We start from the raw sequence: 22,595 nt of genomic DNA, 5'->3' as shown, positions 1-22,595 counted from the left end.
TCCGGCTCGATCGGGAGAATTCTCCGCAAACATTTGACGAACTATGAATTATCCCCGATTGCCATCGTGGCCGTGGCCACTTCTGCGTGTTCGATCGCGAGTATCGATAACAAATCGATACAAATGCGGCGCCTCGCGTTACGGCTGTAACGGTGGGGCGAATGTTCTCTACTGTCATGCCCCGGCTTGACCGGGGCATCCAGTACGCCGCGGACTATCGGGTCAATCACGACCTTCTCGGAGTACTGGATCGCTCGGTCCCGGCTCCGCCAAGGCTACGCCGCGGCCCACAGGGGTGCTCGGCCCGCCGAAGCTTTAGCGAAGGCGGCAAGCCGGGCGATGACACTGGTGTTCGGGACACGAGTCTCAATCAGACCAGCCCCTGTTCGGCCAGAAAGCGCGTCAGCGTGCCGGTCTGCTCAGAGCCGACGAAGGCACCGATGTAGCCGTCAGGACGCAGCAACACCCAATCTCCTGATGACACGGTGTAAGCGCTGCGGAAGTGCCCGCTGTCGTCGATGAGCTCGTCGCCCGGGCCGATGCAGTGGATGTGCAGTCCACTGCGCGCCGGCACGGCGTCCCGCTTCACCTGATAGCCGAGCAGCGTCCAATGCGGCCCCTTGAGCAAGTCGAACAGACGCAGGGGCTGTCCGGCGGCCCCGCGGAGCGGCGTATCCGGCGCACGGTCTCCTGCGAACAGACCTGCCGCGCGCGCTGGCTGTTCCAGCGCCAGCGGCGACCCGGGATAGCCGATGTCGAGTTGCTGCACCTCGCGGCCGCGTCTGATGTCGCCGCGCTTGGCGGCTTCCAGAAGTTTTGTGGACAGTCCGAGCATGCCGGCGGCGACCGGGCGGCGTTCTGCCTCATAGCTGTCGAGCAGACTTGCGGAAGCGCCGCCGATCACGGCTGCGAGCTTCCAGCCGAGATTGTAGGCATCCTGCACGCTGGTATTGAGTCCTTGTCCCCCGGTCGGCGGATGTATGTGAGCCGCATCGCCGATCAGAAATGCGCGGCCGTTGCGGTAATGATCGGCGAGGCGCGCGTTCATTTGATAGGCCGAGGCCCAATGCACGTCGTGAACGCTGATATCGCTACGCCCGGTGCGCGAGGTGACCATCGCCGAAAGGCCTTCGGCCGACAGATCGACCTCGCCTTCGAGTGGGACAGGCGCCTGCAACTGAAAGAGCTCCGTGCCGGCCAGTGGACACAACGCCATCTGGCGATCCATCGCGCCGTCGTTGAAGCGGTGCCACGCCATGCGGTCGAGCCCCGTCAGGACGATATCGGCCACCACGGCGCGCACGCCGAGGGTCTTGCCCGGAAAGCCGATATCGAGTTTGTGACGCACGAAGCTGCGCCCGCCATCGCTACCTACGAGGTAACGCACCAATATCGTCTCCTCGCCGGCCTCGCCTGACAGGCGCGCCGTCACGCCGTCCTGGTCCTGCTCCAGGCCGATCAGTTCGCAGTCGAACTCCACCCTTTGGCCGAGTTCGAGCAGACGCTCGCGCATCACGCCCTCGGTCAGGAATTGCGGGATCATCAGCGCCATGCGGTAAGGCTCGGCGGGGATCGGGTCGCTGTGCTCGACGACCTCCGACTCGCCGAAGCTGCCGTCGCCGCGGTATTCGCGCTGCGGCGGGTAGGGACCGCCGGCCGCGAAGATGCGGTCGAGGATGCCGAGATCCTCGAAAATCTCCTGGGTTCGCGGCTGGATTCCCTTGCCGCGCGATCCGTGGAACGGACGATCCAACTTCTCGATCAGCCGGAAGGAGACGCCCCGCCGGGCGAGATCGATGGCGAGCGTGAGGCCGGCCGCACCCGCGCCGCAGATCAGGACATCCGCCGTGAATTGCTTTGTCATGGGACCCTCAATATGTGTAATATGCACACATTAAGCGGAGGGCTGGCGAAGTGTCAAGAAGGGTGCAAAATACACATATTAAAAAACAGGTGCGCTCGCTTCACGAAGCGTTGATCGACATCTTCAGCGTCATCAATCGCCGGCAAGGCGACGAGATGATGATCCGCGAGGCGGGCATATCGCTCGATCGCGCGCTGTTTCCGCTGCTCGTCGGCATCGAGCGGCGTGGTCCGATCGGCGTCGTCGACCTCGCCGATCGCATGGGGCGGGACTACACCACGGTCAGCCGGCAAGTGGCGAAACTGGAAAGCCTGGGCCTGGTCAGGCGCCATGCCAGCGAAGCCGATCGCCGCGTCAGCGAAGCCACCGTCACCCCGAGCGGAAAAGCGATGACGGACGCGGTCGACAGGGCACGCGAACGAATTGTCGGGGGAATGTTTGCAAGCTGGGACGATCAGGAGATCGAGGATCTCGTGCGCTTGATGCGCAAGCTCGCCGACGCGATGACCGCGCCCGGCGAAGCAAGCTGAAATCGATTGCGAAGGAGCGGCTCGTCAGCGCCCCATCTGCTTCGGATCGTAATAGAACCGCTCTTCGACGATCTGATCGCCCCGCCAGGTCTGCCACGCGATCTCATCGAGTGTTCGGACGACGCCCTCGGCATTGGTGAAGCTGAACGTCCAGCGCGTCGCGACATGGTCGCCCTCGATCAGGCTCGGACCGACGCGAACGGCCGTGACCTCTTTGGAGGCCGCCAGCACGCCGCGCTCCTTGGCAATGAGCTTGTCGCGGCCGACCGTCGGGGTGGCGTGGTTCTCGTAAGTGGCGGCATCGGGCGTACAGAACTGCTCGATCGCGCCGATGAAATCCCCGGCTTCCAGGCGCTTCGCGAAGGCTTCGACGATGTCACGGCTCGGCATGGCACACCTCACAACTAAAACCGACTTATAGTCGGTAAATACCGACCGGCGGTCGAAAAGTCAACTGGTGGCCGGTTGCTCCTTCTTCCCTTGTGGGAGAAGTGGAGGGCGAAATATGTCAACGAAAACAACGCGCTGACCGTTCACTGTCCGCCGTTCTGTCTCGCCGGTTCGAGCGCCGGAAAAAGGCTGTTGATGACGTAGTCGAGCCGCCCGTTTAGCACGTCGCCGGGGACCGGGGCACCGCCGAAAGTCGGTGCGCGCGTTGGTAGTATTGTTAGGACCCCTCTGCTTTACTGGGTTCTATACAGGTCCCCTTCGTTTAGAGTTCTCCGATGGCCACGCCTCGCAAGCGGAAAAGCCGCATCGACGGCACCGAGCATTACCGGTTCAAGATCGACGCCTACACTCCGGCGACGATCCCGATGGGCCGGCTCGCTCAGTATATGAACGAGCTGGCAATCCTGCTCGGCGAGCGCGACTCCGTCCACTTTCGTGGCCTCACCAAGGGCAGCACGGTCCTGAACGCGCGCGTTGACCGCGAAGCCGCGCCGAAGGTTCACCATCGCATGGTCGCGGTGCGAGCCGGAGACGCCAACGCTGACGCTCAGCGTGCCTTCAATGCCTTGAACACACTTCTCAGGGCAGACAATGCTGTCGGCGTGCTGCGGGACGCCGCGCCTCGTGGCGCGGTGGTGATCCGTTTCCCCGGCCGCGAACTGACCGAAGAAAAATTCACTGTTCGCCAGCAGGGTTCGATCGACGGCTTCGTTACGGGGGTGCGCGGCAAGGATGCGACCATCCACGTGACGCTTCAGTCCGAAGGTCGGCAGATCAGCGGCTGCGAAACCACGCGTGCTATCGCGAAGCAGCTCGGAGCCAAGTTGTTCGAGCCCGTGCGCCTGTTCGGACGAGGCCGGTGGGTTCGTGAGGGCGATGGCGAGTGGACGCTTGAGCATTTTCGGATCGAAAGCTTTGAGCCTCTGCAGGATGCCTCGCTTTCCGACGCGCTCGCGGCTCTTCGCGACATCCCAACGCAATGGGGTGAAGACGCATATAACGAGCTGACCGACGAGCGGAAGGGACGGGGGAGCCGCAAAAATGGTGGTCATTGATTCGACCAACCTGCTGCTGATGCTCCGGCCCGACACGCGAGTCCCCGGCGGCGCTAACGGGAAGCCGATTGATCGCGCCAAGGAGCGGATCGACTATTTGATCTCGCGGCTGAGCAAGGCGAGATCGAAAATCATCATTCCGACTCCCGCTTTGGGGGAGGCTCTCGTAAGGGCGGGAGCTGCGGCCTCGCAGCAGATCGTTGACGAGCTGCAGAAGTATGCGGTGTTCAGCATCGAGCCGTTCGATACACGGGCGGCGCTGGAGGTCGCGGCGATGTCCCGCGCCGCTCTTGCGAAGGGAAACAAAAAAGCAAACTCAACAGCTCCGTGGCAAAAGGTGAAGTTCGATCGTCAGATCGTCGCCATAGCGAAGGTCCACGGAGCGACTGAAATCTACTCCGACGACGGCGACATCGCAGCTCTCGGCGTGCATGCAAAGATCAAGGTCATTGGATTGGCAGACCTGCCGCTGCCGCCTGAAAAGGACCAGCTCGACCTTCAGCTTGAAGCGGCTGATGCGGAAGTTGAAGCCACATCCGGCGACGAGGGTTGAAGGTCATAAGGGATGTTCGGGTGGGCTGGCTTCAAGTATCGGACCGAAGTGATCGTCAACATTCATTCGATTCTGCTCTTCGTGCCCGAACTCAAAAAGCTGCTCAAAACTTTTTCGGGACTGAAGAGAGCAGCGGATGATTTTCGGAAGGCGGGAAAATCCGAGCTGGAAGCTGCAGCCTATCTGAGCGTGGACGTGCTCGACTCGGTGCTGGCGCATGTGCCTGCAGATAGTCGCAACCTGACGCTCACGCAGCTAACTCACCTTGAGAACGACCGCTTTCGTTGGTTTCGCGATCACGTGGCCAACGAGAGCGGGACGCCGACCAAAGCAACAACCGAGGTCCTGCCACTCACGTTCGCGCTAGGATTCGCCCTTTGGTATTTGGGGCACTCGGTGCGAGAAAACCGATTGCCAGAAATTGTCTATCGCGACTTCCTTAAGGAGGTAGCTGGGATGCTCCGAGACGATTGGTTGACCTCCGGATAAGATGCGGAGTTGCGGCAGCACTCCTGTACGTCGTGACGTCGTATGGGGACCTCGTCGGTCAACGGCCCGCACAGCCCGTTGCGCGGGCTGGCGCTGCTTCAATCGGTTGCTGCGATTTTCCAGCGTGCTGTGACGGGCGTTGCGCGCCATGATCTGTCCCCGGTTCTGTCTCGGTTATGTGTATGGATGCCTGTAGAGGCCTATAGCACCATATGGATACTATGCCTGACACATCAAGGACTTACGGGGAGTAGCATGGACGCGGAAAGAGGCTTATAGAAGGCGTCTTCTCCCCTTGCGGGAGAAGGTGGCGCGAAGCGCCGGATGAGGGGTTCTCTCCGCGAATCCAACTGGTGTTTGAATTCGTGGAGAGACCCCCTCACCCGTCTCGTCGTTCGCGCGGCGAGCCACCCTCTCCCACAAGGGGAGAGGGTGCAGCGTCAGCGTGGCGCGCAATGTTTAGGTCATCGCAGCACCGACTGGCCGCCTGTGCTGAATTCGATTAGACGAGACCCATGGCGAAGCAGGCGGAGCGGCGGGCGGCGACGACAGAGGCGATCCTGACGGCAGCGCGGCGGCTGTTCGGGACGCAGGGCTTTGCCGCGACAACCATGGACGAGATCGCGGAAGCGGCGCGCATCGCCAAGGGCGCGGTCTATCATCACTTCAAGACCAAGGAGGCGGTATTCGAAGCGGTGTTCGACATGGTCTCGCGCGATCTCGTGGTCGAGATCGACAGCGCCGCGCGTGCCGAGAAGGATGTGCTGGCTGCGATGGTCGCCGGCACCCAGCATTACTTTGCCGCGACCGCCAAAGGTCCGGCTGGCCAAATCATTCTGCGCGATGGCCCCGCCGTGCTCGGCTGGGAGCGTTGGCGCGAGATCGACGCAAAACATTTTGGCGGCAAGATGCCGCGTGCGCTCGCGGTGGCGATGGAAGCCGGCCTCATCGAAAAGCAGCCGGTCGAGCCGCTGGCGCGGCTGCTGCTCGGCGCGGTGACGGAGGCCGCGGTCGCCTGCGCCGGACGCACGGATATCGCAAGGGCGGGCGCGGAATACGCCCGTGCGTTCAAGTCGCTGGTCGAGGCGCTGCGCGTCGTTGCATGATTGTGCTAATCCTCGACATTGGAAACGCCCACACCAACAAGAAAAACAGTAGCGCATGAACGCAAATTCCGCCCTCGCGCCCTCAGATCCCGAGTTCGACTACATCATCGTCGGCGCCGGCTCTGCCGGCTGCGTGCTCGCCAACCGGCTGTCGGCCAGCGGCCGCCACAGCGTGCTGCTGCTCGAGGCGGGACCTAAGGATTCCAACATCTGGATCCACGTGCCGCTCGGCTACGGAAAACTGTTCAAGGAGAAGACCGTCAACTGGATGTACCAGACCGAGCCGGAGCCTGAGCTGAAGGGGCGCCAGGTGTTCCAGCCGCGTGGAAAAACGCTGGGCGGATCGAGCTCGATCAACGGCCTGCTTTATGTCCGCGGTCAGCATGAGGATTACGACCGCTGGCGCCAGCACGGCAATGCCGGCTGGGGTTATGACGACGTGCTGCCCTATTTCAAGAAGGCCGAGAACCAGACGCGCGGCGCCGATCAATATCACGGCAGCGACGGCCCGCTGCCGGTGTCCAACATGGTCGTGACCGATCCGCTGTCGAAAGGCTTCATCGACGCCGCGGTCGAGACCGGTCTTCCCTACAATCCCGATTTCAACGGCGCCACGCAGGAAGGCGTCGGCCTGTTCCAGACCACGACGCGCAACGGTCGTCGCGCCTCGACGGCGGTGGCCTATCTCGGCCCCGCGAAGATACGCAGCAATCTCAAGGTCGAAACCTCGGCGCTCGGACAGCGCGTGCTGTTCGAGGGACGCCGCGCCGTCGGCGTCGAATACCGGCAAGGCGCAACCGTACGCCGCGCGCGGGCGCGAAGGGAGATCGTGCTGTCGAGCGGCGCCTACAACTCGCCGCAGCTTCTGCAACTCTCCGGCGTCGGGCCTGCCGATCTCCTGCGCAAGCACGGCATCGACCTGGTGCTGGATGCGCCGGGGGTCGGCCACGATCTCCAGGATCATATGCAGGTCCGCATCGTGATGCGCTGCTCGCAGAAGATTACGCTGAACGACACCGTCAACAATCCGTTCCTCCGCACGCTCGCCGGCGCGCGCTACGCGCTGTTCCGGAAGGGTTGGCTGACCATCGCTGCCGGCACGGCAGGCGCGTTCTTCAAGACCAATCCGCGGCTGGCCTCGCCCGACATCCAGGTGCACTTCCTGCCGTTCTCGACCGACAAGATGGGCGAGAAGCTGCATGATTTCTCCGGTTTCACTGCGTCGGTGTGCCAGCTCCGGCCCGAGAGCCGCGGCAGTTTACGCATCCGGAGCGCGGACCCGACGGTGCCGCCGGAGATCCGCATCAACTACATGTCGACCGAGACCGACCGCACCACCAATGTCGAGGGCCTCAAGATTCTGCGCAAGATATTGAATGCGCCGGCGATGAAGCCGTTTGTGGTCAGCGAGTACGATCCCGGGGCGAAGGTATCCACGGACGCCGAACTGCTGGATTATTGCCGCGAGCGCGGCAGCACCATCTACCATCCGACCTCGACCTGTCGTATGGGCAATGACGCGCTTGCGGTGGTGGACCAGCGGCTGAAGGTGAGGGGGCTCGAGGGCCTTCGTGTCGTCGACGGTTCGATCATGCCGGACCTCGTCTCGGGGAACACCAATGCGCCGATCATCATGATCGCCGAGAAGGCCTCCGACATGATATTGCAGGACGCACAGGCATGATCCGGACCCGGAGGGCCGCGTTAGCGCAAAGTGTGCAGCGTTTTTCCGATGAGATCACGCCTAACTGAAGGAGCATTAGGGCTTGGCTACGCGATTCAAGATCGGCACCCGCAAAAGCGTGATGGCGCTGGCACAGACGGAAGAGATTGCGCGCCGCCTGACCGCCGCGATGCCCAATCTCGACGTCGAGATCGTCAAGTTCGACACCACGGGCGATCTCGACCAGACCGGTAAGCTGCTGCCGCATGGCGGCAAGGGCGGTGCTTTCGTCGCGCAGATCCGCGCCGCCGTGCTCTCGGGTGAATTGCAGGCGGCAATGCATTCGTTGAAGGACATGCCGGGTAACGAGGACACGCCGGGCCTCGTCATCGGCGCCACGCTGTCGCGCGATCCCGCAAGCGACGCGCTGGTGCTGCGCGACGGCGTGACGCTGCAGGCGCTGCGCCAGTCGCGCGGCAAGGGTTTTAAGATTGGCACCAACGCGGTGCGACGTGCCGCCTATGCGCGGCGGTTGTTTCCCGAGATCGAGGTCATTCATTTCCGCGGCGCCGCCGACACGCGCGTACGGAAGCTCGACAATGGTGAGATGCAGCGTCTGCCGGATGGCGGCGCTGTGGGGCCCGCGGACGCGTTGATCATGGCGCGCTCCGGCCTCGACCGCGTCGGTCTTTCCAGCCGTATCGCCTATGAGTTTACCGCGGCGGAGATGCTGCCGGCGGCTGGGCAGGGCATCGTCGCCGTCGAATGCGCGGCGCAGGACTGGCAAACGCGAAAGATCCTGTCATCGATCGACGACGCTGCCGCGCATGCCTGCGCCGATGCCGAGCGCGAAGTGCTGTGGGTGCTGAATGGTCATTGCAACTCGCCGATCGCGGGTTTCTCGGTGATATCGGGCGATCAGATGTCGCTGACCGCGTCCGTGCTCGATCTCTCCGGCAACACCATCATCGAAGCCTCGCGCGCAGGGCCCGCCGATCGCCCGCGTGAACTCGGCCGTGCCGTGGGACTGGATTTGCTGGGCAAGGGCGCCGCCGAGATCATCGAGCGCAGCCGGCCGCGCTAGTCACTTTCGTTTCGCCATTGGCCTTGCGAGCTCACGGGCGCTGTCAATGACGAGCTGCACAACCGGGCTGACGGCGCGATCCCTGACGGTGACCATCCCGTTCGGCCGACGTGCCGCCGGCAGTTCAACGGACAGGACCTTAAGCGCCGCGCCCCTGGCGAGAAATTTCAGTGCGGAAGTGGGGAAAACCGTGATGAACCGTCCCGTCTCCAGCAGGCTGACCCGCATATGGGGGGAATCAGTGACCACCGTAGCGCGTGGATATTCAAGTCCGCGGACGAGAAAGGCTTGGGTGATGATTGAGCCGATCACGCTCTCCCGCGGTGGAAGGACCCAACGCTCCTCCGCCAGATCGGAGAGCTGGATATTGCGGCGTCGCGTCAATGGATTTTTCGCACCCGCCGCGACGACATAGCAATCTTCAAAAAGAAACTCGAAATGCAGCCGCACGTCGGCAATCGGGCCGCCACTCCGCGCGAACAGCAGATCGACTTTGCGCTCGCTCAGGTCGCGGTGCAGGGCTTCTATGTAGCCGGTCACCAGTTGAAACCTGATCCGAGGGTGACGGCGGGAGAGCCGATCTACGAGAGCGGAAACAAAGCTCGCTGCCAGAAAAGCCGTGCTTCCAATCCGCACCTCTCCAGCGGTGGGGTCGGCTAGAAATTCGAGGCTCTTCACGCCTCGGCGTAGTTCGTCGAAAACGGCGGTGCCGCAATCGAGCAGGGCGCGGCCACACTCGGTCGGCTCAATACCGCGCCGGTGGCGATCCAGCAGGCGGACGCCGAACGCATGCTCAAGCTCGGCGATCGATCGCGAAATATTCGGCTGGGTGGTATTGAGCACGAGCGCCGCCTTGCCCATGCTGCCGGCCTGCACCACCGCCATCAGCACATGCAGATCGTGCAGCTTCATGCGTTTCCCGATGCGGTCGCTGATCTGCATGGGAGCACCCATTTCTGTTTTGAGATGATCTCATCAGACAATAGCCTTATGCACTTATGACAGCATCAACTATCCTCAAGCCGTTGTAAGAGAGCTCGCGCGGGTGCGGGTTCGACGGAACAAAGCTTATGACTCCCTCCCGACGTCAATTTCTGCACCTTGCGGTGGGGGTGACAGCACCGCCTCTGCTGTCGGGCCTCGCTCACGCGGATACTTACCCTTCGCGGCCGGTCCGGATCGTGGTTGGCTTCGCCGCCGGAGGCCCAAATGACATCCTTGCACGTCTGGTCGGGGATTGGTGGTCGGAGCGCCTCGGCCAGCAATTCATCGTCGAAAACCGGCCCGGAGCAGGAAGCAATATCGCCACCGATGCGGTCGTGCGTGCGTCTCCGGACGGCTACACTCTCCTGCTGGTTGGCTCCCCCAACGCGATCAATGCGACGCTTTACGAAAATCTCGGTTTCAACTTCCTGCGGGATATTGCGCCGGTCGCGAGTCTGACCCGCGGCGCCCTGGTGATGGTGATACACCCATCGATTCCTGCCCATACAATTCCAGAGTTCATCACCTATGCCAAAGCCAATCCCGGGAAACTCTCCTATGGTTCAGGCGGCGTGGGCGGGATCACCCATATCGCGGCGGAACTGTTCAAGCAGGAAGTCGGCGGGCTCGATCTTCAGCATGTGCCCTATCGAGGCGTGGCGCCCGCGATCACGGATCTGCTCGGCGGGCAGGTGCAGGTCGTCTTTGTGAACCTGGCTCCATCGATCGGACACATCCGGAGCGGCAAGCTGCGCCCGCTCGGGATAACGACGGCCGTGCGATCCGAAACGCTGCCGGATGTGCCGGCCATCGGCGAATTCGTGCCGGGTTATGAGGCGAGTTCGGTGTTCGGCGTCGGCGCGCCGAAAGATACGCCAGCCGCGATTATCGACAGGCTCAACAAGGAGACCAACGCCGCTCTGGCCGATCCCGGGTTCAGGATGCGCCTGCGCAGCCTCGACGCAACGGCGCTCGGCGGCACGCCCGCCGATTTCGGCAGGCTCATGGCCGGTGAAACCGAGAAGTGGGCCAAAGTGATCAGCCTCGCGAAGATCCGACCGGAATAGTGCGGCGAAGTCCTGGATAGCCGCAATCTCCATACCGCGCATCGCCGGCCGGACCAGACGTTGGCCGCCGCACCTCGAACGAACGGTTGGATTCGAAATGCAAGGGAAGTTCAGAAAGATTTGCGCGAAAGGCGGCGGCGTGTTCGATTGCTATCTGGTCGCGCCCGAGCCTGAAAAGCCGGCTGCTGCCGTTGTGCTTGCTTCTGCCATTCATGGCGTGGATGGCGACATGCTCGCAATCGCTGACGAGATTGCGGCATACGGCTTCATTGTCGCGGTGCCGGATCTGTTCTGGCGTTCGATTGCCGGCCCGCTTTCGCGGAGCGACCCGCGCGCGGCCCAGCGCGCGCAACCGCGCCTTGAGCAAATCAAGCATGGCGAAGACGATATGATCGACACCCTGAGGCACCTTGGCGCGATCCCGCAATTCAATGGCCAGGCGGCGGTCATGGGGTTTTGCTACGGTGGTCCGTATGCGATTCTCGGGCCGAAGCGACTTGGCTATGCCGCCGGTATCTGCTGCCACGGATCCCAGATGCTGGACTATCTTCACGAGCTTGTCGGGGTTCGCCAGCAAGTCTGCTTCATGTGGGGCGACGAGGACAATCGCGCGCCGGTCGAGGTGCTTGGGGCGTATCGTGATGTGGCGGCGCGCATTGAAAACGTCGAAGTGCACATCTTTCCCGGGGTGCACCACGGCTACATGATGCGGGGAAGCCCGTCCTTCGATCGTGCGGCATACGATTTTTCAATGAATCGCGCCCGTGAGATTCTGAGAGCTCTCGAGTCGGCAGCGGGATGATGCCATCGTGCGCCTGTTTTGCCCGACGTGTCAAACGTCGGTGCGGCAGGGCGTAAAGCTGCGCAGAGCGAAATCCTTCAACGATTTCTACTGTGCATGGGGTTGTTTTCGCGGTTTTGGCTTTCCGCTTCCTGAGGGGTGGGATTTTTTTAACCCCGAACGCGCTTCAGCATCTGCTCGACATGGGCGATCGGCGTCTCCGGCTGGATGCCGTGGCCGAGATTGAAGATGAACCGCCCTTGCGCGAAATTCGCCAGCACGTTGTCGACCGCGCGGTCGAGGGCTGCACCACCTGATATCAGCACCAGCGGATCGAGATTGCCCTGCACGGCGACCTTGCTCTGCACCCGCTCGCGGATGAAGGCGGGCTCGGCAGTCCAGTCGATGCTGACGGCGTTGACGCCGGTCGCCTCGACGTAACCCGGCAATTGCGCGCCGGCGCCGCGGGGAAAGCCGACGATCCTGGCGTCCGGCACTTTCGCCCGGACGCCTTCGACGATGCGCCGCGTCGGCTCGACCGACCAGCGCGCGAATTCGGCCGGCGGCAGCACGCCGGCCCAGGTGTCGAAAATCTGCAAGGCATTGGCGCCGGCATCCAACTGCGCCAGCAGGTATTGAATCGAGTTCTCGACCAGGACATCGATGATTTTCGCAAACGCTTCCGGATGCCGGTAGGCCATCATCCGCGCCGGGGCCTGGTCGGGCGTGCCGTGGCCCGCGACCATGTAGGTCGCAACCGTCCAGGGCGCGCCGCAGAAGCCGATCAGCGCGATTCTTTCATCGAGCGCGCCGCGCACGATCTTGAGCGCCTCGAACACCGGCGTCAGCTTGTCGAAGTCGGCTTGCGCCGCGAGCGTTCCGACCTTGGCGGGATCGTCCAGCGGCTCGAGCCGCGGGCCCTCGCCGACCTCGAAGCGCACCGAGCGGCCGAGCGCGTAGGGGATCACCAGAATGTCGGAGAAGATGATCGCGGCGTCAAAGCCGAACCGGCGGATCGGTTGCAGCGTGACCTCGGCAGCAAGCTCCGGATTGAAGCAGAGATCGAGGAAGCCACCGGCCTTGGCGCGGAGCTCGCGATATTCCGGCAGGTAGCGGCCGGCCTGCCGCATCATCCAGACTGGCGGGATTGCCTGCCGCTGGCCGGAGAGCACGTCGATGAAGGGCTTTGTCGGAGACTGGGGCACGAGACGTCCTGATGCAGAGTTGGGGTTCCTGATACACCGTGCGCAGCCCGAGCGGAACAGGGGAACCAGCGCAAATGCGCGGCGTTGACCCGCCAACGGAGGAGGAATTCCATGGCCCAGACATTCAATCCCGCGCCGCACGACAAGCACGCCGACAATCTGCACGAGGCACTTGCGTCCGACCGTCACGCCAAGCTCGACACCGGGTTGGAAGATACCTTCCCCGCGTCCGATCCCGTGAGCGCCACGCAGCCGACGCCGTCGAAGGCTGATGCCGATGCCGACAATCCCTCGCTCTGGGCCAAGGTTAAGGCGATCTTCAGTTAAGGGCGGCCGGTTTCCGATAGGCTTGCTAAGACCCTGTTAGTGATCTGCGGAAGGCCCGGTCCGTAGGAGTACGGGAAAACCCGTAGATGAATGCGAATCCCGGCAAGCTCTTCAAGGTTCAATAAGAGAAGCGGCAGAAGTTCCGGCTATCGGAGATTTCTGCCGCATGAACGTCGCCTCACAGAGAGCCGGATGGAGCCGCCTGCCGTTGCGCACGGCGGCTTTCGTCGTGCTCACTTGCGTGGCGATCCTCGGCGTCAGTGGCTGGCGTGAATGGGCCGCCCGCGACGCGGTGCTCAAGGACGCCGAGACCGAGATGGCAAACGTCGCCCGCTCGTTGACGCAGCATGCCGAGGACAGCCTTGATCTGCTCGACTCCGGCGTCGTCGGTGTCGTCAGCCGGCTGGAGATGGATGGCGCCGACCCCACCACTATCGCGAAGCTGCGGAACCTTCTGGAGGCGCGCAAGAAGGCGATGGAGCGCGTCCACAGCCTCGCTATCATCGACGACCAGGGCAACTGGCTGACCGCCCCGGGCACGATCTCTTCGACGCTCAGCGATGATGCGTTCTTCCGCTATCACCAGGTCTCGCCCAAGCGCGAAGCCTATGTCGGTCACCCCGTGAAGAGCCTGGTCGATGGCGAATGGGTCGTCACCCTGTCGCGCCGCTTCAACAAGCCGGACGGCAGTTTTGGCGGCGTGGTGCTCGCGGCCATCGGCTCCAGTTATCTGTCGCACTTCTACGAGCAGTTCGAGATCGGCCGCAACAGCTCGGTGACGCTGATGTACGGCGACGGCATGATTATCGCGCGCAACCCGAACAACGAAAAATTCGTCGGCCGCAGCGTCGGCGACGCCCCCCTGTTCCGCGAGGCCAGCCTGCAGCGGCCGAATGGCGCCTACCATTTCAAGTCGCCGCTGGACGGCACCGAGCGCGTCAGCTTCTTCAAGCGCAGCGCCCGCTACCCGCTCGTGCTGCTCGCAACCGTCGACAAGGATGAACTACTCGCGCCGTGGCGGGCTGCTGCGATCTCCCGCATGCTGTACGTGGTCGCGCTGGTGATGCTGATCGCGGTCATCGGCGCCATGCTGGTGCGGCATCTGCAACGCGGCCAGCGCATGGCGGCGGCACTGGTCGAGAAGGAGGCGCATTTCCGCCTGCTCGCGGAAGGCTCCAGCGACATGGTCACCCGCATCGGGCTCGACGAGCGGCTCCGCTACGTCTCGCCGTCGTCCAACCGTGTCGTCGGCTGGCGCCCCAATCAGCTGATCGGTACGGACGCGCTCGCCGGAATCCATCCGGAGGACCGGCCGCAGGTGCAGGCCATCGTCGACGCCATGAAGCGCGGTGATACGGACGAAGCGCGCGTCACCTATCGCAACGTGCACCGGCAGCGGTCCGAGGTCTGGCTGGAATCGACCATGCGCGTCACGCGCAAGGATAATGGCAATGTCGACGGCGTGGTCGCGATCTCGCGCGACATCACCGAGCAGAAGAAGCTCGAGACCCGGCTCGAGACGCTCGCGATCGAGGACAGCCTCACCGGGCTTGCCAACCGCCGCCGTTTCGACGAGCGGCTCAAGGAGGAATGGGCGCGGGCCTATCGCGACCGTTCCAGCCTTGGCTTGCTGATGATCGACGTCGATCACTTCAAGTCCTACAACGACGAATATGGCCATCCCGCCGGCGATGCCTGCTTGCGCGTGGTCGCAAAGATCATCGCGGCCGAGATGCAGCGGGTCGGCGATCTCGCGACCCGTTATGGCGGCGAGGAATTCGCCATGCTGCTGCCGAACACCGATGCCGCCGGTTGCGCCCGGATCGGCGAGCGGATCCGCAGCGCCGTCCACGATGCGGGCCTCGTTCATGCCTCCAATCCGACCGCGCCATGCGTCACCGTCTCGGTTGGTGGTGCGACCTGCCGGCCGGCGATGGAGCGTACCGCGGGCACGGGATCGCTGGTGGAGGCCGCCGACCGGGCGCTCTACGCGGCCAAGGATACCGGCCGCGATCGCCTGATGATGTCCGGCGAGGTCATGAACCTGCTGGCCAGGGCTTCGGGGCAGTAGTCACGTTCAATAATGCGGTGGGCGCTCGTTGGTGTGGCCCGGCGCGTTCGCCTCGGCCTCTTGCAGCCGCTCGCTGAGCTGCGCCAGTTGCCGCGTCAGCACATCGATCTGCTTCCATTGCGCGGTGATGGTCTGGTTCAGCGTCTCGATGGTGTCGTCCTGATAGGCGAGGCGCGTCTCCAGCGTGTCGATGCGCTCGGCGAGCATCTTGATCTCATTCGTCACGTGCCGTGTCCTTATTCCGTTCGCGCAATCCGTGACCGAGCGCGATGCGCTCGTCGAACACGAAGCACTCGCCGCGCCAGCGGCTCTGCGCTTCCGGCACCTGTTCCAGATATTTCAGAATGCCGCCCTTGAGGTGATAGACTTCGGCAAAGCCGCGCGCCAGCAGATGCGCGCTCGCCTTCTCGCAGCGGATGCCGCCGGTGCAGAACATCGCGATTCTGCGATGCTTGGTCGGATCGAGCTGTTCGGCGGCAAAATCCTTGAACTGGCCAAAGCTCTTGATTCGGGGATCGATCGCGCCCTCGAACGTACCCATCGCGACCTCGAAGGCGTTGCGGGTGTCGAGCACCAGCGTTTCGGGCGAGGCGATCAGCGCGTTCCATTCGGTGGCCTCGACATAGGTGCCGACCTGCCGGGTGGGATCGGCGGCCGCATCGCCAAGCGTGACGATCTCCTTCTTCAGCCGCACCTTGAGCCGGCCGAATGGCATCGCTTCCGCAGTCGAGCATTTCAGCTCGAGATTGTTCAGCCGGCCGCCGAACATCGCCCCATATACGAGCTCTTGAGCGAAGGCGTCGATCGCCGCAGGTGCGCCCGCGATCGTGCCGTTGATGCCTTCTTGCGCCAGCAGCACGCTGCCCTTCAGGGAGAGGTCGTCACAGAATGCGCACAGCGGCTCGCGCAGCTCGCGGTAGTCGGGCAGGGCGGCGAATTGGTAGAAGGCGCAGACCTTGTAAATCATGCGCCCGTTTAGCAGGCGGCCGGCGCCCAGAAAACCCGCAACTGACAGCTCTATTCCCAGCGAATGGCAGCCATTTCCCTGGTATGCCAGCATTGCCCGGACGGGTCGGAATGTGTCATGTAGGCCCGGTTTTTCCGAGAGGGCGCCGCACGCGCCTCACGGCCCAAGAGAAGCCTAACGAGAGCAAGAATTCGATGAGAAACTTCCATTTCCCCGGCAGGTCTACGGTCCACGCCACCAACGCGATGGTGGCGACCTCGCATCCGCAGGCATCGCTTGCCGCGATCGAGGTGCTGCGCGAGGGCGGCACGGCAGTGGACGCGGCGGTGGCGGGTTCTGCCCTGCTCGGCGTGATCGAGCCGCAATCGACCGGCATCGGCGGCGACTGCTTTGCGCTGATCCAGCCGCGTGGCGAGGGCAAGATCATCGCCTATAACGGCTCCGGCCGGGCGCCGAAGGCGGCCAACGCCGACTGGTATCTTGAGCGCAAGATCAATTCAGTGCCGCTGACCTCGGCGCATGCGGTCTCGATCCCCGGCGTGATCGATGCGTTTGCCACCGTGCTGCGCGATCACGGCAAGTTCGGATTCGACCGGCTGCTCCAGCCCGCGATCAAGGCGGCGGAGGAAGGCTACGTCGTTGCCCCCCGCATCGCCTTCGACTGGAAGAACCAGTTCGAAAAGCTGAAGGGTGGCACCAACACCGTGCGTTACCTGTTGCCGGGCGGCAAGCCGCCGGTGGCCGGCGACGTCATCCGCCAGTCCGAACTCGGCAAGACGCTGCGCGCGATCGCCAAGGATGGCCGCGATGCCTTCTACAAGGGCCCTATCGCGGAAGACATGGTCGAGACCCTGCGCGGCATCGGCGGCCTGCACACGCTCGACGATTTCGCTGCGCACAGCACCGAGACGACGACGCCGATCGGCACCATGTACAAGGGCTATGACGTCTGGCAGTGCCCGCCGAACGGCCCCGGCCTCACCGCGCTGCTGATGCTCAACATCCTGTCGCGGTTCGACCTGACGAAATACGCGCCGCTCAGCATCGAACGCTTCCACCTTGAGGCGGAAGCCGCGCGCATCGCCTATATGCACCGCGAGCTGCATGTCGCCGACCCGGATCATATGCAGGTCGAAGTGTCGAGGATCCTCGCCAAGGAGTTCTGCGACGAGCACATCGCGAAAATCCGCATGGACGGCATGCTCGACCTGCCGAACGTCGCGCCACCGATGAATCCCTCGACCATCTACATCACGGTCGTGGATAAGGACCGCAACGTCTGCTCGTTCATCAACTCGATCGCGCATTCGTTCGGCTCGGCCATCGTCTCGAACAAGACCGGCGTGCTCTTCCAGAACCGCGCCGGCGGCTTCCGCATCCAGCCCGGCCACCCCAACTGCATCGCCGGCGGCAAGCGCCCGCTGCACACGATCATGCCGAGCCTCATGACCAAGGGTGGCCGCTCCGTGATGCCGTTCGCGGTGATGGGGGGGCAGTACCAGCCGGTCGGTCAGACTCACGTCGTGACCAACATCCTCGACTACGGATGCGACGTGCAGGAGGCCATCGACATGCCGCGTGGTCTGCACTACGAGGGCCAGTACCAGCTCGAGGACAGCGTGCCGGCCGATATCGTCGAGGGCCTCAAGAAGCTCGGCCACAAGACCACCGGCGTGGTCGGCCCGCTCGGCGGCGCCCAGGCGATCTGGATCGACTGGGACAAGGGTACACTGACCGGCGGTTCCGATCCCCGCAAGGACGGCTGCGCACTCGGCTATTGATCGAAGCCGCGAGGGCTGGAAACCGCACCCTCGTTGCGCTAGACACCTCCCGCCTCAAACGGAAGGTGTTCTATGCAGCGTTTTCGGCGCATGCTCCTCGCCATCGTGTCGGCACTTGCGATCACATTGATCGCCAGTGTGTCGACGTTCGTTTCCACCACGGCCTCGGCCCAGACCGCAGGAAAGACCATGACCACAGCTTCAGGATTGCAGATCACCGATAGCGTCGTCGGCACCGGCGCTTCGCCGAAGCCCGGACAGATTTGCGTGATGCACTATACCGGCTGGCTCTATGAGAATGGCCAGAAGGGCAAGAAATTCGACTCGTCCGTCGATCGCAACGAGCCGTTCGAATTCCCGATCGGCAAGGGGCGCGTCATCGGCGGCTGGGACGAGGGTGTTGCCACGATGAAGGTCGGCGGCAAGCGCACGCTGATCATTCCGCCGCAGCTCGGCTACGGCGCGCGCGGCGCCGGCGGCGTGATCCCGCCGAACGCGACGCTGATGTTCGACGTGGAACTGCTCGCGGTGAAATGAGCGCGTAAACGGACAAACAAAAAGACCGGCCTCGCGGCCGGTCTTTCGCTTTCAATCAAGCGCGCGTTACTCCGCCGCGCGACGTGCTGCCGCCGCGGCGCGATCAGCCGCTTCCTTTGCAGCGTCCTTGGCGTCGCCCATGGCCTGCTGGCCCTTGCCCTTCACTTCCTGGACCACGCCTTCACCCTGCAGGCGTTCGGAACCGGTGGCTTCACCGATGCCCTGCTTAGCCTTGCCGATGGCTTCGTTAGCGTTGCCTTTGATCTTGTCGCTCGTGCTACTCATGAAACTCTCCTTCCAGATTGCTCGGAATAACAACGCGGGGCAGCTAGGAGGGTTCCGATTTTGGTATGGCTTGATAGGCCGGCTTTGGTTAGTTTCGCTCGCACGGAACCAACAGAAAGCAAGTCCCATGACCGGCCATGACCATTCGCATTCCCACCATGACCACGATCATCACGATGATCGTTGGAAACATGACGGCGTGCGCGTCATTCCCGGCAATCAGCTCGATACCAACGTGCCGTCGACGGCAGGCATGGATCGCGCGGCCGCGATCAATTTCGCACGTGTCGGCGCACAGAAATTGTGGGCGGGCACGGTCAGCATCAAACCGGATGCGAAGACGGGCGCGCATCATCACGGCCATCTCGAAAGCGTGATCTACGTGGTGAAGGGCAAGGCGCGGATGCGCTGGGGCGAGAGCCTGCAATTCACCGCCGAAGCGGGCCCCGGCGATTTCATTTTCGTGCCGCCCTATGTGCCGCACCAGGAGATCAACGCCAGCCGCGACGAGGTGCTGGAATGCGTCCTGGTGCGCAGCGACGGCGAGGCGGTTGCGATCAATCTCGACATCGAGCCGGTCGAGAAGCCCGAGACCGTGCTCTGGATCGATCCCATCCATCGGGATCCGAACGAGAAGAAGTAAGATCGAAGACCGCGCGGGGTTCGGTGCGACAGAACCTCGCAGGTTAGGGCTCAATAATATTTCAGAAGCCGTGTCGGATGGCGGCGCGGCCGTCCGTCCTTAGGCCGAACCCGCCCAAGGAGATTCCGATGCCCAGGATGATTTTCCTCAATCTACCGGTGACCGACCTCAAGCGTGCGACCGCCTTCTATGAGGCAATCGGCGCGACCAGGAACCCGCAATTCAGTGACGACACGGCGAGCTGCATGGTCTTTTCCGAGACCATCTACGTGATGCTGACGACCCACGACAAATTCCGTCATTTCACGCCGAAGCCAATCTCCGATGCAAAGACCTCGAACCAGGCGCTGTTCTGTATCTCCGCTGACAGCCGGACCGAGGTCGACGAGATCGTCGGCAAGGCCGCGGCTGCGGGCGGGGTAGCCGATCCCAGCCCGATTGACGAATACGACTTCATGTACGGCCGCAGCTTTGAGGATCCGGATGGTCATATGTGGGGTGTGAACTGGCTGGACATGGCAGCGGTCCCCCCAAAGCCCGCTATGGCCAACGCCTGATTGAACGCTGAAGAGGAGCATTCACGATGTCCAAGCTCGTGCCCTGCATGTGGTTCAACGGCGATGCCGAGGAAGCTGCGAAGTTTTACGTCTCGCTCGTGCCGAATTCGGCGATCACGCACATTCAGCAGAACGTTTCGGACGGTCCGTCAGGCAAGGAAGGCTCGGTGCTCGTCGTCGAGTTCACGGTGGCCGGCCAGCCCCTGGTCGCGCTCAACGGCGGGATGAAGGTGGATTACACCCACGCGCTGTCGCTGATGATCCATTGCGATGACCAGGCCCAGGTCGACAGCGTCTGGAATGCATTCCTGGCCCATGGCGGCAAGGAGCAGCAATGCGGCTGGATCTATGACCGCTACGGCGTGTCCTGGCAGGTCGTGCCGAAGGTGATGTTCGACTTCCTCTCGAGCTCCGACAAGGCCGCCGCCGCGCGCGCCATGCAGGCCATGATGAAAATGGTGAAGCTGGATGTCGAGGTCTTGCGGCGCGCGTTCGAAGGCAAGTCGGCGGCGTGAGGTCAGCACAGGTGCGGTAGTGCCGTAGGGTGGGCAAAGGCGCGAGAGCGCCGTGCCCACCATCTGTCCCCGACCGAGACAGAAGTGGCGGGCACGCTTCCGCTTTGCCCACCCCACGAGATCGAGCCTGGATCCGCCGGCTAATAATTAATCCTGAGCGCCACGCCGCCATGGATGGTGTTACCAACCGGCTGCGGACCGAGCGTGCCGTTGGCGAAGAGGTCCACGATCCAGCCCTTCTGCACGCGGAAGCCGAGGCGACCACCATATTCGAACCAGCCCTGGTTGCCCATCGTCGGAACCACCATGCCGTCGCCGGTCACGGTGGCGACGATGCCGCTATGGCTGGCGAACGACTGCACCCAGCCGCCGTTGATGTTGGTCTCGATGTTGCCGGCAAAGAGATGGGTCCACTGGCCGCCGATCTTGACCAGGCTGGTGCGGTCGGTGCCGGTCGCAATGCTGGCGTCGAACGGATTGAACGCGACCGTGTTGTCCGCATAGCCCGATACGCGCTGCCAAAGCTGCCAGATCTCGATGGAGGCTGCGACCTCGTCGCGCGGTGACAGGCGGCTCATCCAGCCGGCGCGACCGTAGACTGCATAGTTCGCGGCATTGGTCGAACTGGTCACGCTCACCGGGCCGAGGCTGGTGTTGTAGCTGCGGGTGTAGCGCGCCTTCTCCCACGGCGTCAGGATCGTGCCGACGTCGAAGAACGGACGCGACGTGCCCCATTCAGTGAAATCATAACGCAGCGCGAAGGCGCCGATCGGTGCGCTGGTGACGTTGTAGCCGCCCTCACTGTATTGCGTATAGGCGAGGCCGGCGAGCAGCGACAGATTGGACGTCAACTCCTTGCGGCCGTGGATGCCGGCCGAGAACGAGCCTGCGGAGCCGAACGCGCTGACGCAGTCGCTGCAATTGACCTGCTCGTTGACGCCGAGCAGCACCGTGCCGAGCACGCGGTTGGTGATCATCTGGTTGAAGCGCTGGTTGGCGAGGCCGCCGATCGAGCTGCCACTGGAATCGGAGCCGGTCGGCGTCGGGCTCGGCGAGGGGGATGGGGACGGGCTCGGCGAGGGATATGGGCTCGGTGACGGATAGGGGCTTGGCGACGGATAAGGGTTCGGCTCGCCGCATTCAAACTCGCAGGTGCTTGCGGCTGCAGCCGGCCGGGCGTTGAGCGCGAACAGCGCAAGCGCCGCGGTCGCGGCCAATGCGCCGGCCACGACAAGCCTCTTGAAGCCGAGTTTCGCCATCGTCAGCGCCCGCATAGCATGCCGTCGTCATGGACGGAGGGAGCAATGGTCGGCGAGGCGTCGGCATATTGGTTGACGGAGCACAGCCCCGCATTCGCGGCGCAGTTGGCGGCGAAAGTCCAGGGCGGCGTGTTGGTCTTGGTGATGGAGACCTTGCCGCCGGTCGAGGTGATGACGGCGGTGTCGCCCGGTTGGGTGAGCTGAATGCACTGGAAGTTCAGCGTGCAGACGCTGGCCGCGCCCTCCTGAAGTACGACAACCGAGCGGCCGCGCTGCGACAGGATGTCGAGCGTGGTGCCGCGAACGCCGATGGTCGCGAGCGGAGTCGTGATCTTGTAGGCGGTTTTCTCCGAATGTCCGGTCACGAAGCGGAAGGCGCCAGTGGCCATGCGGATCGCGACGTCGCGATAGCTGTGCTCGTCGTTGAAGACGGTGCGGTCGAGCTTCAGCGTGGCGCTCGGTCCAAGCGACAGATTGGTGCTGTCGGCCATGACAAAGCGCGCTGCGCTGCCGGCGCCGGTGCGCACGGTTTCGTCGCGCATCATGCTGTCGCCGACGCTGATCGGCGACGAGGTCGCGGCGACGCGCACCACTTCGTTCTGAACCAGGACGGCTTCGCCGACGCGGGTCTGGGCCTGCGCGCAAGTCGCAACGCAAAGTGTGGCCGACAGCAGTGTAGGGAAAAGCAGGAAACGCGAATTCATATCGTACCCGATCGAAGACCGTGATCGCACTGGATCGCGCGCGCTTGTGGTGGCAGAATTAACACAAGCGGCGCGAGACGAGCGTTAGCTTAGTGACAGTTGCGGCAGAATGCGTTCA

25 protein-coding genes are annotated in these 22,595 nt (G+C 63.3%); 16 read left to right on the top strand and 9 right to left on the bottom strand.

The window, feature by feature from the left end; genetic code table 11:
• Window positions 1-370: 370 nt before the first annotated feature.
• The gene (locus ABIA96_RS03810; RefSeq protein ID WP_354135673.1) at window positions 371-1,864 is read right to left on the bottom strand and encodes an FAD-dependent oxidoreductase; all 1,494 of its coding nucleotides are present in this window, start codon (window positions 1,862-1,864) and stop codon (window positions 371-373) included.
• Window positions 1,865-1,914: 50 nt separating this feature from the next.
• Here ABIA96_RS03810 and ABIA96_RS03805 point away from each other — a divergent pair, with 50 nt between their 5' ends.
• Window positions 1,915-2,394, top strand: a complete 480-nt coding sequence (locus ABIA96_RS03805) for a MarR family winged helix-turn-helix transcriptional regulator (protein ID WP_502918792.1) — start codon at window positions 1,915-1,917, stop codon at window positions 2,392-2,394.
• Window positions 2,395-2,418: 24 nt separating this feature from the next.
• Here the strand turns inward: ABIA96_RS03805 and ABIA96_RS03800 are convergent, their stop codons facing one another.
• Entirely contained in the window at window positions 2,419-2,784 is a 366-nt protein-coding gene (locus ABIA96_RS03800; RefSeq protein WP_354135672.1) for a nuclear transport factor 2 family protein, read from the bottom strand.
• 335 nt (window positions 2,785-3,119) lie between these two features.
• Between ABIA96_RS03800 and ABIA96_RS03795 the strand changes: the two genes are divergently transcribed.
• From ABIA96_RS03795 to hemC, 6 genes are all read left to right on the top strand, one after another.
• Complete coding sequence (locus ABIA96_RS03795; protein WP_354135671.1) at window positions 3,120-3,899, top strand: hypothetical protein; 780 nt, start codon at window positions 3,120-3,122, stop codon at window positions 3,897-3,899.
• Complete coding sequence (locus tag ABIA96_RS03790; protein ID WP_354135670.1) at window positions 3,886-4,452, top strand: type II toxin-antitoxin system VapC family toxin; 567 nt, start codon at window positions 3,886-3,888, stop codon at window positions 4,450-4,452. The genes ABIA96_RS03795 and ABIA96_RS03790 overlap by 14 nt, the downstream gene beginning before the upstream one ends.
• Window positions 4,453-4,464: 12 nt before the next feature.
• Window positions 4,465-4,941 carry a hypothetical protein gene (locus tag ABIA96_RS03785; protein WP_354135669.1) on the top strand — a complete coding sequence of 159 codons (477 nt, stop codon included), beginning with the start codon at window positions 4,465-4,467 and terminating at the stop codon, window positions 4,939-4,941.
• Between the two features lie 515 nt (window positions 4,942-5,456).
• Window positions 5,457-6,047 (top strand): TetR/AcrR family transcriptional regulator, encoded by a 591-nt coding sequence (locus ABIA96_RS03780; RefSeq protein WP_354135668.1) that lies wholly within the window; start codon window positions 5,457-5,459, stop codon window positions 6,045-6,047.
• Window positions 6,048-6,102: 55 nt separating this feature from the next.
• Window positions 6,103-7,731, top strand: a complete 1,629-nt coding sequence (locus ABIA96_RS03775; protein ID WP_354135667.1) for a GMC family oxidoreductase — start codon at window positions 6,103-6,105, stop codon at window positions 7,729-7,731.
• A gap of 82 nt (window positions 7,732-7,813) precedes the next feature.
• Window positions 7,814-8,794 (top strand): hydroxymethylbilane synthase, encoded by a 981-nt coding sequence (hemC, locus tag ABIA96_RS03770; RefSeq protein WP_354135666.1) that lies wholly within the window; start codon window positions 7,814-7,816, stop codon window positions 8,792-8,794.
• Here hemC and ABIA96_RS03765 read toward each other — a convergent pair whose 3' ends face one another.
• Window positions 8,795-9,736 carry a LysR family transcriptional regulator gene (locus ABIA96_RS03765; RefSeq protein WP_354135665.1) on the bottom strand — a complete coding sequence of 314 codons (942 nt, stop codon included), beginning with the start codon at window positions 9,734-9,736 and terminating at the stop codon, window positions 8,795-8,797.
• 128 nt (window positions 9,737-9,864) lie between these two features.
• Between ABIA96_RS03765 and ABIA96_RS03760 the strand changes: the two genes are divergently transcribed.
• Together ABIA96_RS03760 and ABIA96_RS03755 are read left to right on the top strand one after the other, a co-directional pair.
• Window positions 9,865-10,845 (top strand): Bug family tripartite tricarboxylate transporter substrate binding protein, encoded by a 981-nt coding sequence (locus ABIA96_RS03760; RefSeq protein WP_502918791.1) that lies wholly within the window; start codon window positions 9,865-9,867, stop codon window positions 10,843-10,845.
• A 97-nt stretch (window positions 10,846-10,942) separates the two neighbouring features.
• Window positions 10,943-11,647 (top strand): dienelactone hydrolase family protein, encoded by a 705-nt coding sequence (locus tag ABIA96_RS03755; protein ID WP_354135663.1) that lies wholly within the window; start codon window positions 10,943-10,945, stop codon window positions 11,645-11,647.
• 149 nt (window positions 11,648-11,796) lie between these two features.
• Here the strand turns inward: ABIA96_RS03755 and hemE are convergent, their stop codons facing one another.
• The gene (gene hemE / locus ABIA96_RS03750) at window positions 11,797-12,831 is read right to left on the bottom strand and encodes a uroporphyrinogen decarboxylase (RefSeq protein WP_354135662.1); all 1,035 of its coding nucleotides are present in this window, start codon (window positions 12,829-12,831) and stop codon (window positions 11,797-11,799) included.
• Window positions 12,832-12,942: 111 nt separating this feature from the next.
• On the opposite strand from hemE, the gene ABIA96_RS03745 reads away from it, so the two are divergent.
• Both ABIA96_RS03745 and ABIA96_RS03740 read left to right on the top strand, forming a co-directional pair.
• Window positions 12,943-13,158 carry a hypothetical protein gene (locus ABIA96_RS03745; protein ID WP_354135661.1) on the top strand — a complete coding sequence of 72 codons (216 nt, stop codon included), beginning with the start codon at window positions 12,943-12,945 and terminating at the stop codon, window positions 13,156-13,158.
• Between the two features lie 166 nt (window positions 13,159-13,324).
• Window positions 13,325-15,229 carry a diguanylate cyclase gene (locus ABIA96_RS03740; RefSeq protein WP_354135660.1) on the top strand — a complete coding sequence of 635 codons (1,905 nt, stop codon included), beginning with the start codon at window positions 13,325-13,327 and terminating at the stop codon, window positions 15,227-15,229.
• Window positions 15,230-15,235: 6 nt separating this feature from the next.
• Here the strand turns inward: ABIA96_RS03740 and ABIA96_RS03735 are convergent, their stop codons facing one another.
• Together ABIA96_RS03735 and trhO are read right to left on the bottom strand one after the other, a co-directional pair.
• Window positions 15,236-15,454, bottom strand: coding sequence for a SlyX family protein (locus ABIA96_RS03735; protein ID WP_354135659.1), 219 nt, complete (start codon window positions 15,452-15,454; stop codon window positions 15,236-15,238).
• Window positions 15,444-16,196: an oxygen-dependent tRNA uridine(34) hydroxylase TrhO gene (trhO, locus tag ABIA96_RS03730; RefSeq protein WP_354135658.1), complete on the bottom strand. Its 753-nt coding sequence runs from the start codon at window positions 16,194-16,196 to the stop codon at window positions 15,444-15,446. Before trhO ends, ABIA96_RS03735 begins: the two co-directional genes overlap by 11 nt.
• Before the next feature lie 194 nt (window positions 16,197-16,390).
• On the opposite strand from trhO, the gene ggt reads away from it, so the two are divergent.
• Window positions 16,391-17,977, top strand: a complete 1,587-nt coding sequence (gene ggt / locus ABIA96_RS03725; RefSeq protein ID WP_354135657.1) for a gamma-glutamyltransferase — start codon at window positions 16,391-16,393, stop codon at window positions 17,975-17,977.
• 72 nt (window positions 17,978-18,049) lie between these two features.
• On the top strand, window positions 18,050-18,514 hold the full coding sequence (locus tag ABIA96_RS03720; RefSeq protein ID WP_354135656.1) for an FKBP-type peptidyl-prolyl cis-trans isomerase: 465 nt from the start codon (window positions 18,050-18,052) through the stop codon (window positions 18,512-18,514).
• Window positions 18,515-18,580: 66 nt separating this feature from the next.
• Here the strand turns inward: ABIA96_RS03720 and ABIA96_RS03715 are convergent, their stop codons facing one another.
• Window positions 18,581-18,799 carry a CsbD family protein gene (locus ABIA96_RS03715; RefSeq protein ID WP_354135655.1) on the bottom strand — a complete coding sequence of 73 codons (219 nt, stop codon included), beginning with the start codon at window positions 18,797-18,799 and terminating at the stop codon, window positions 18,581-18,583.
• A gap of 127 nt (window positions 18,800-18,926) precedes the next feature.
• Between ABIA96_RS03715 and ABIA96_RS03710 the strand changes: the two genes are divergently transcribed.
• The 3 genes from ABIA96_RS03710 (at window position 18,927) to ABIA96_RS03700 (ending at window position 20,514) form a co-directional block, all read left to right on the top strand.
• Window positions 18,927-19,442, top strand: coding sequence for a cupin domain-containing protein (locus tag ABIA96_RS03710; protein ID WP_354135654.1), 516 nt, complete (start codon window positions 18,927-18,929; stop codon window positions 19,440-19,442).
• Window positions 19,443-19,570: 128 nt separating this feature from the next.
• Window positions 19,571-19,999 (top strand): VOC family protein, encoded by a 429-nt coding sequence (locus ABIA96_RS03705; protein WP_354135653.1) that lies wholly within the window; start codon window positions 19,571-19,573, stop codon window positions 19,997-19,999.
• A 26-nt stretch (window positions 20,000-20,025) separates the two neighbouring features.
• On the top strand, window positions 20,026-20,514 hold the full coding sequence (locus ABIA96_RS03700) for a VOC family protein (RefSeq protein WP_354135652.1): 489 nt from the start codon (window positions 20,026-20,028) through the stop codon (window positions 20,512-20,514).
• Window positions 20,515-20,654: 140 nt separating this feature from the next.
• On the opposite strand, the gene ABIA96_RS03695 is transcribed toward ABIA96_RS03700, so the two are convergent.
• Window positions 20,655-21,788: a hypothetical protein gene (locus ABIA96_RS03695; RefSeq protein WP_502918790.1), complete on the bottom strand. Its 1,134-nt coding sequence runs from the start codon at window positions 21,786-21,788 to the stop codon at window positions 20,655-20,657.
• Window positions 21,776-22,477 (bottom strand): FecR family protein, encoded by a 702-nt coding sequence (locus tag ABIA96_RS03690; RefSeq protein WP_354135650.1) that lies wholly within the window; start codon window positions 22,475-22,477, stop codon window positions 21,776-21,778. Before ABIA96_RS03690 ends, ABIA96_RS03695 begins: the two co-directional genes overlap by 13 nt.
• Window positions 22,478-22,595 lie beyond the last annotated feature (118 nt).

Origin of the sequence: Bradyrhizobium sp. LB11.1 (assembly GCF_040549385.1) — a bacterium.
Lineage (GTDB): Bacteria > Pseudomonadota > Alphaproteobacteria > Rhizobiales > Xanthobacteraceae > Bradyrhizobium.
This window is presented reverse-complemented; position numbering and strand designations above follow the sequence as displayed.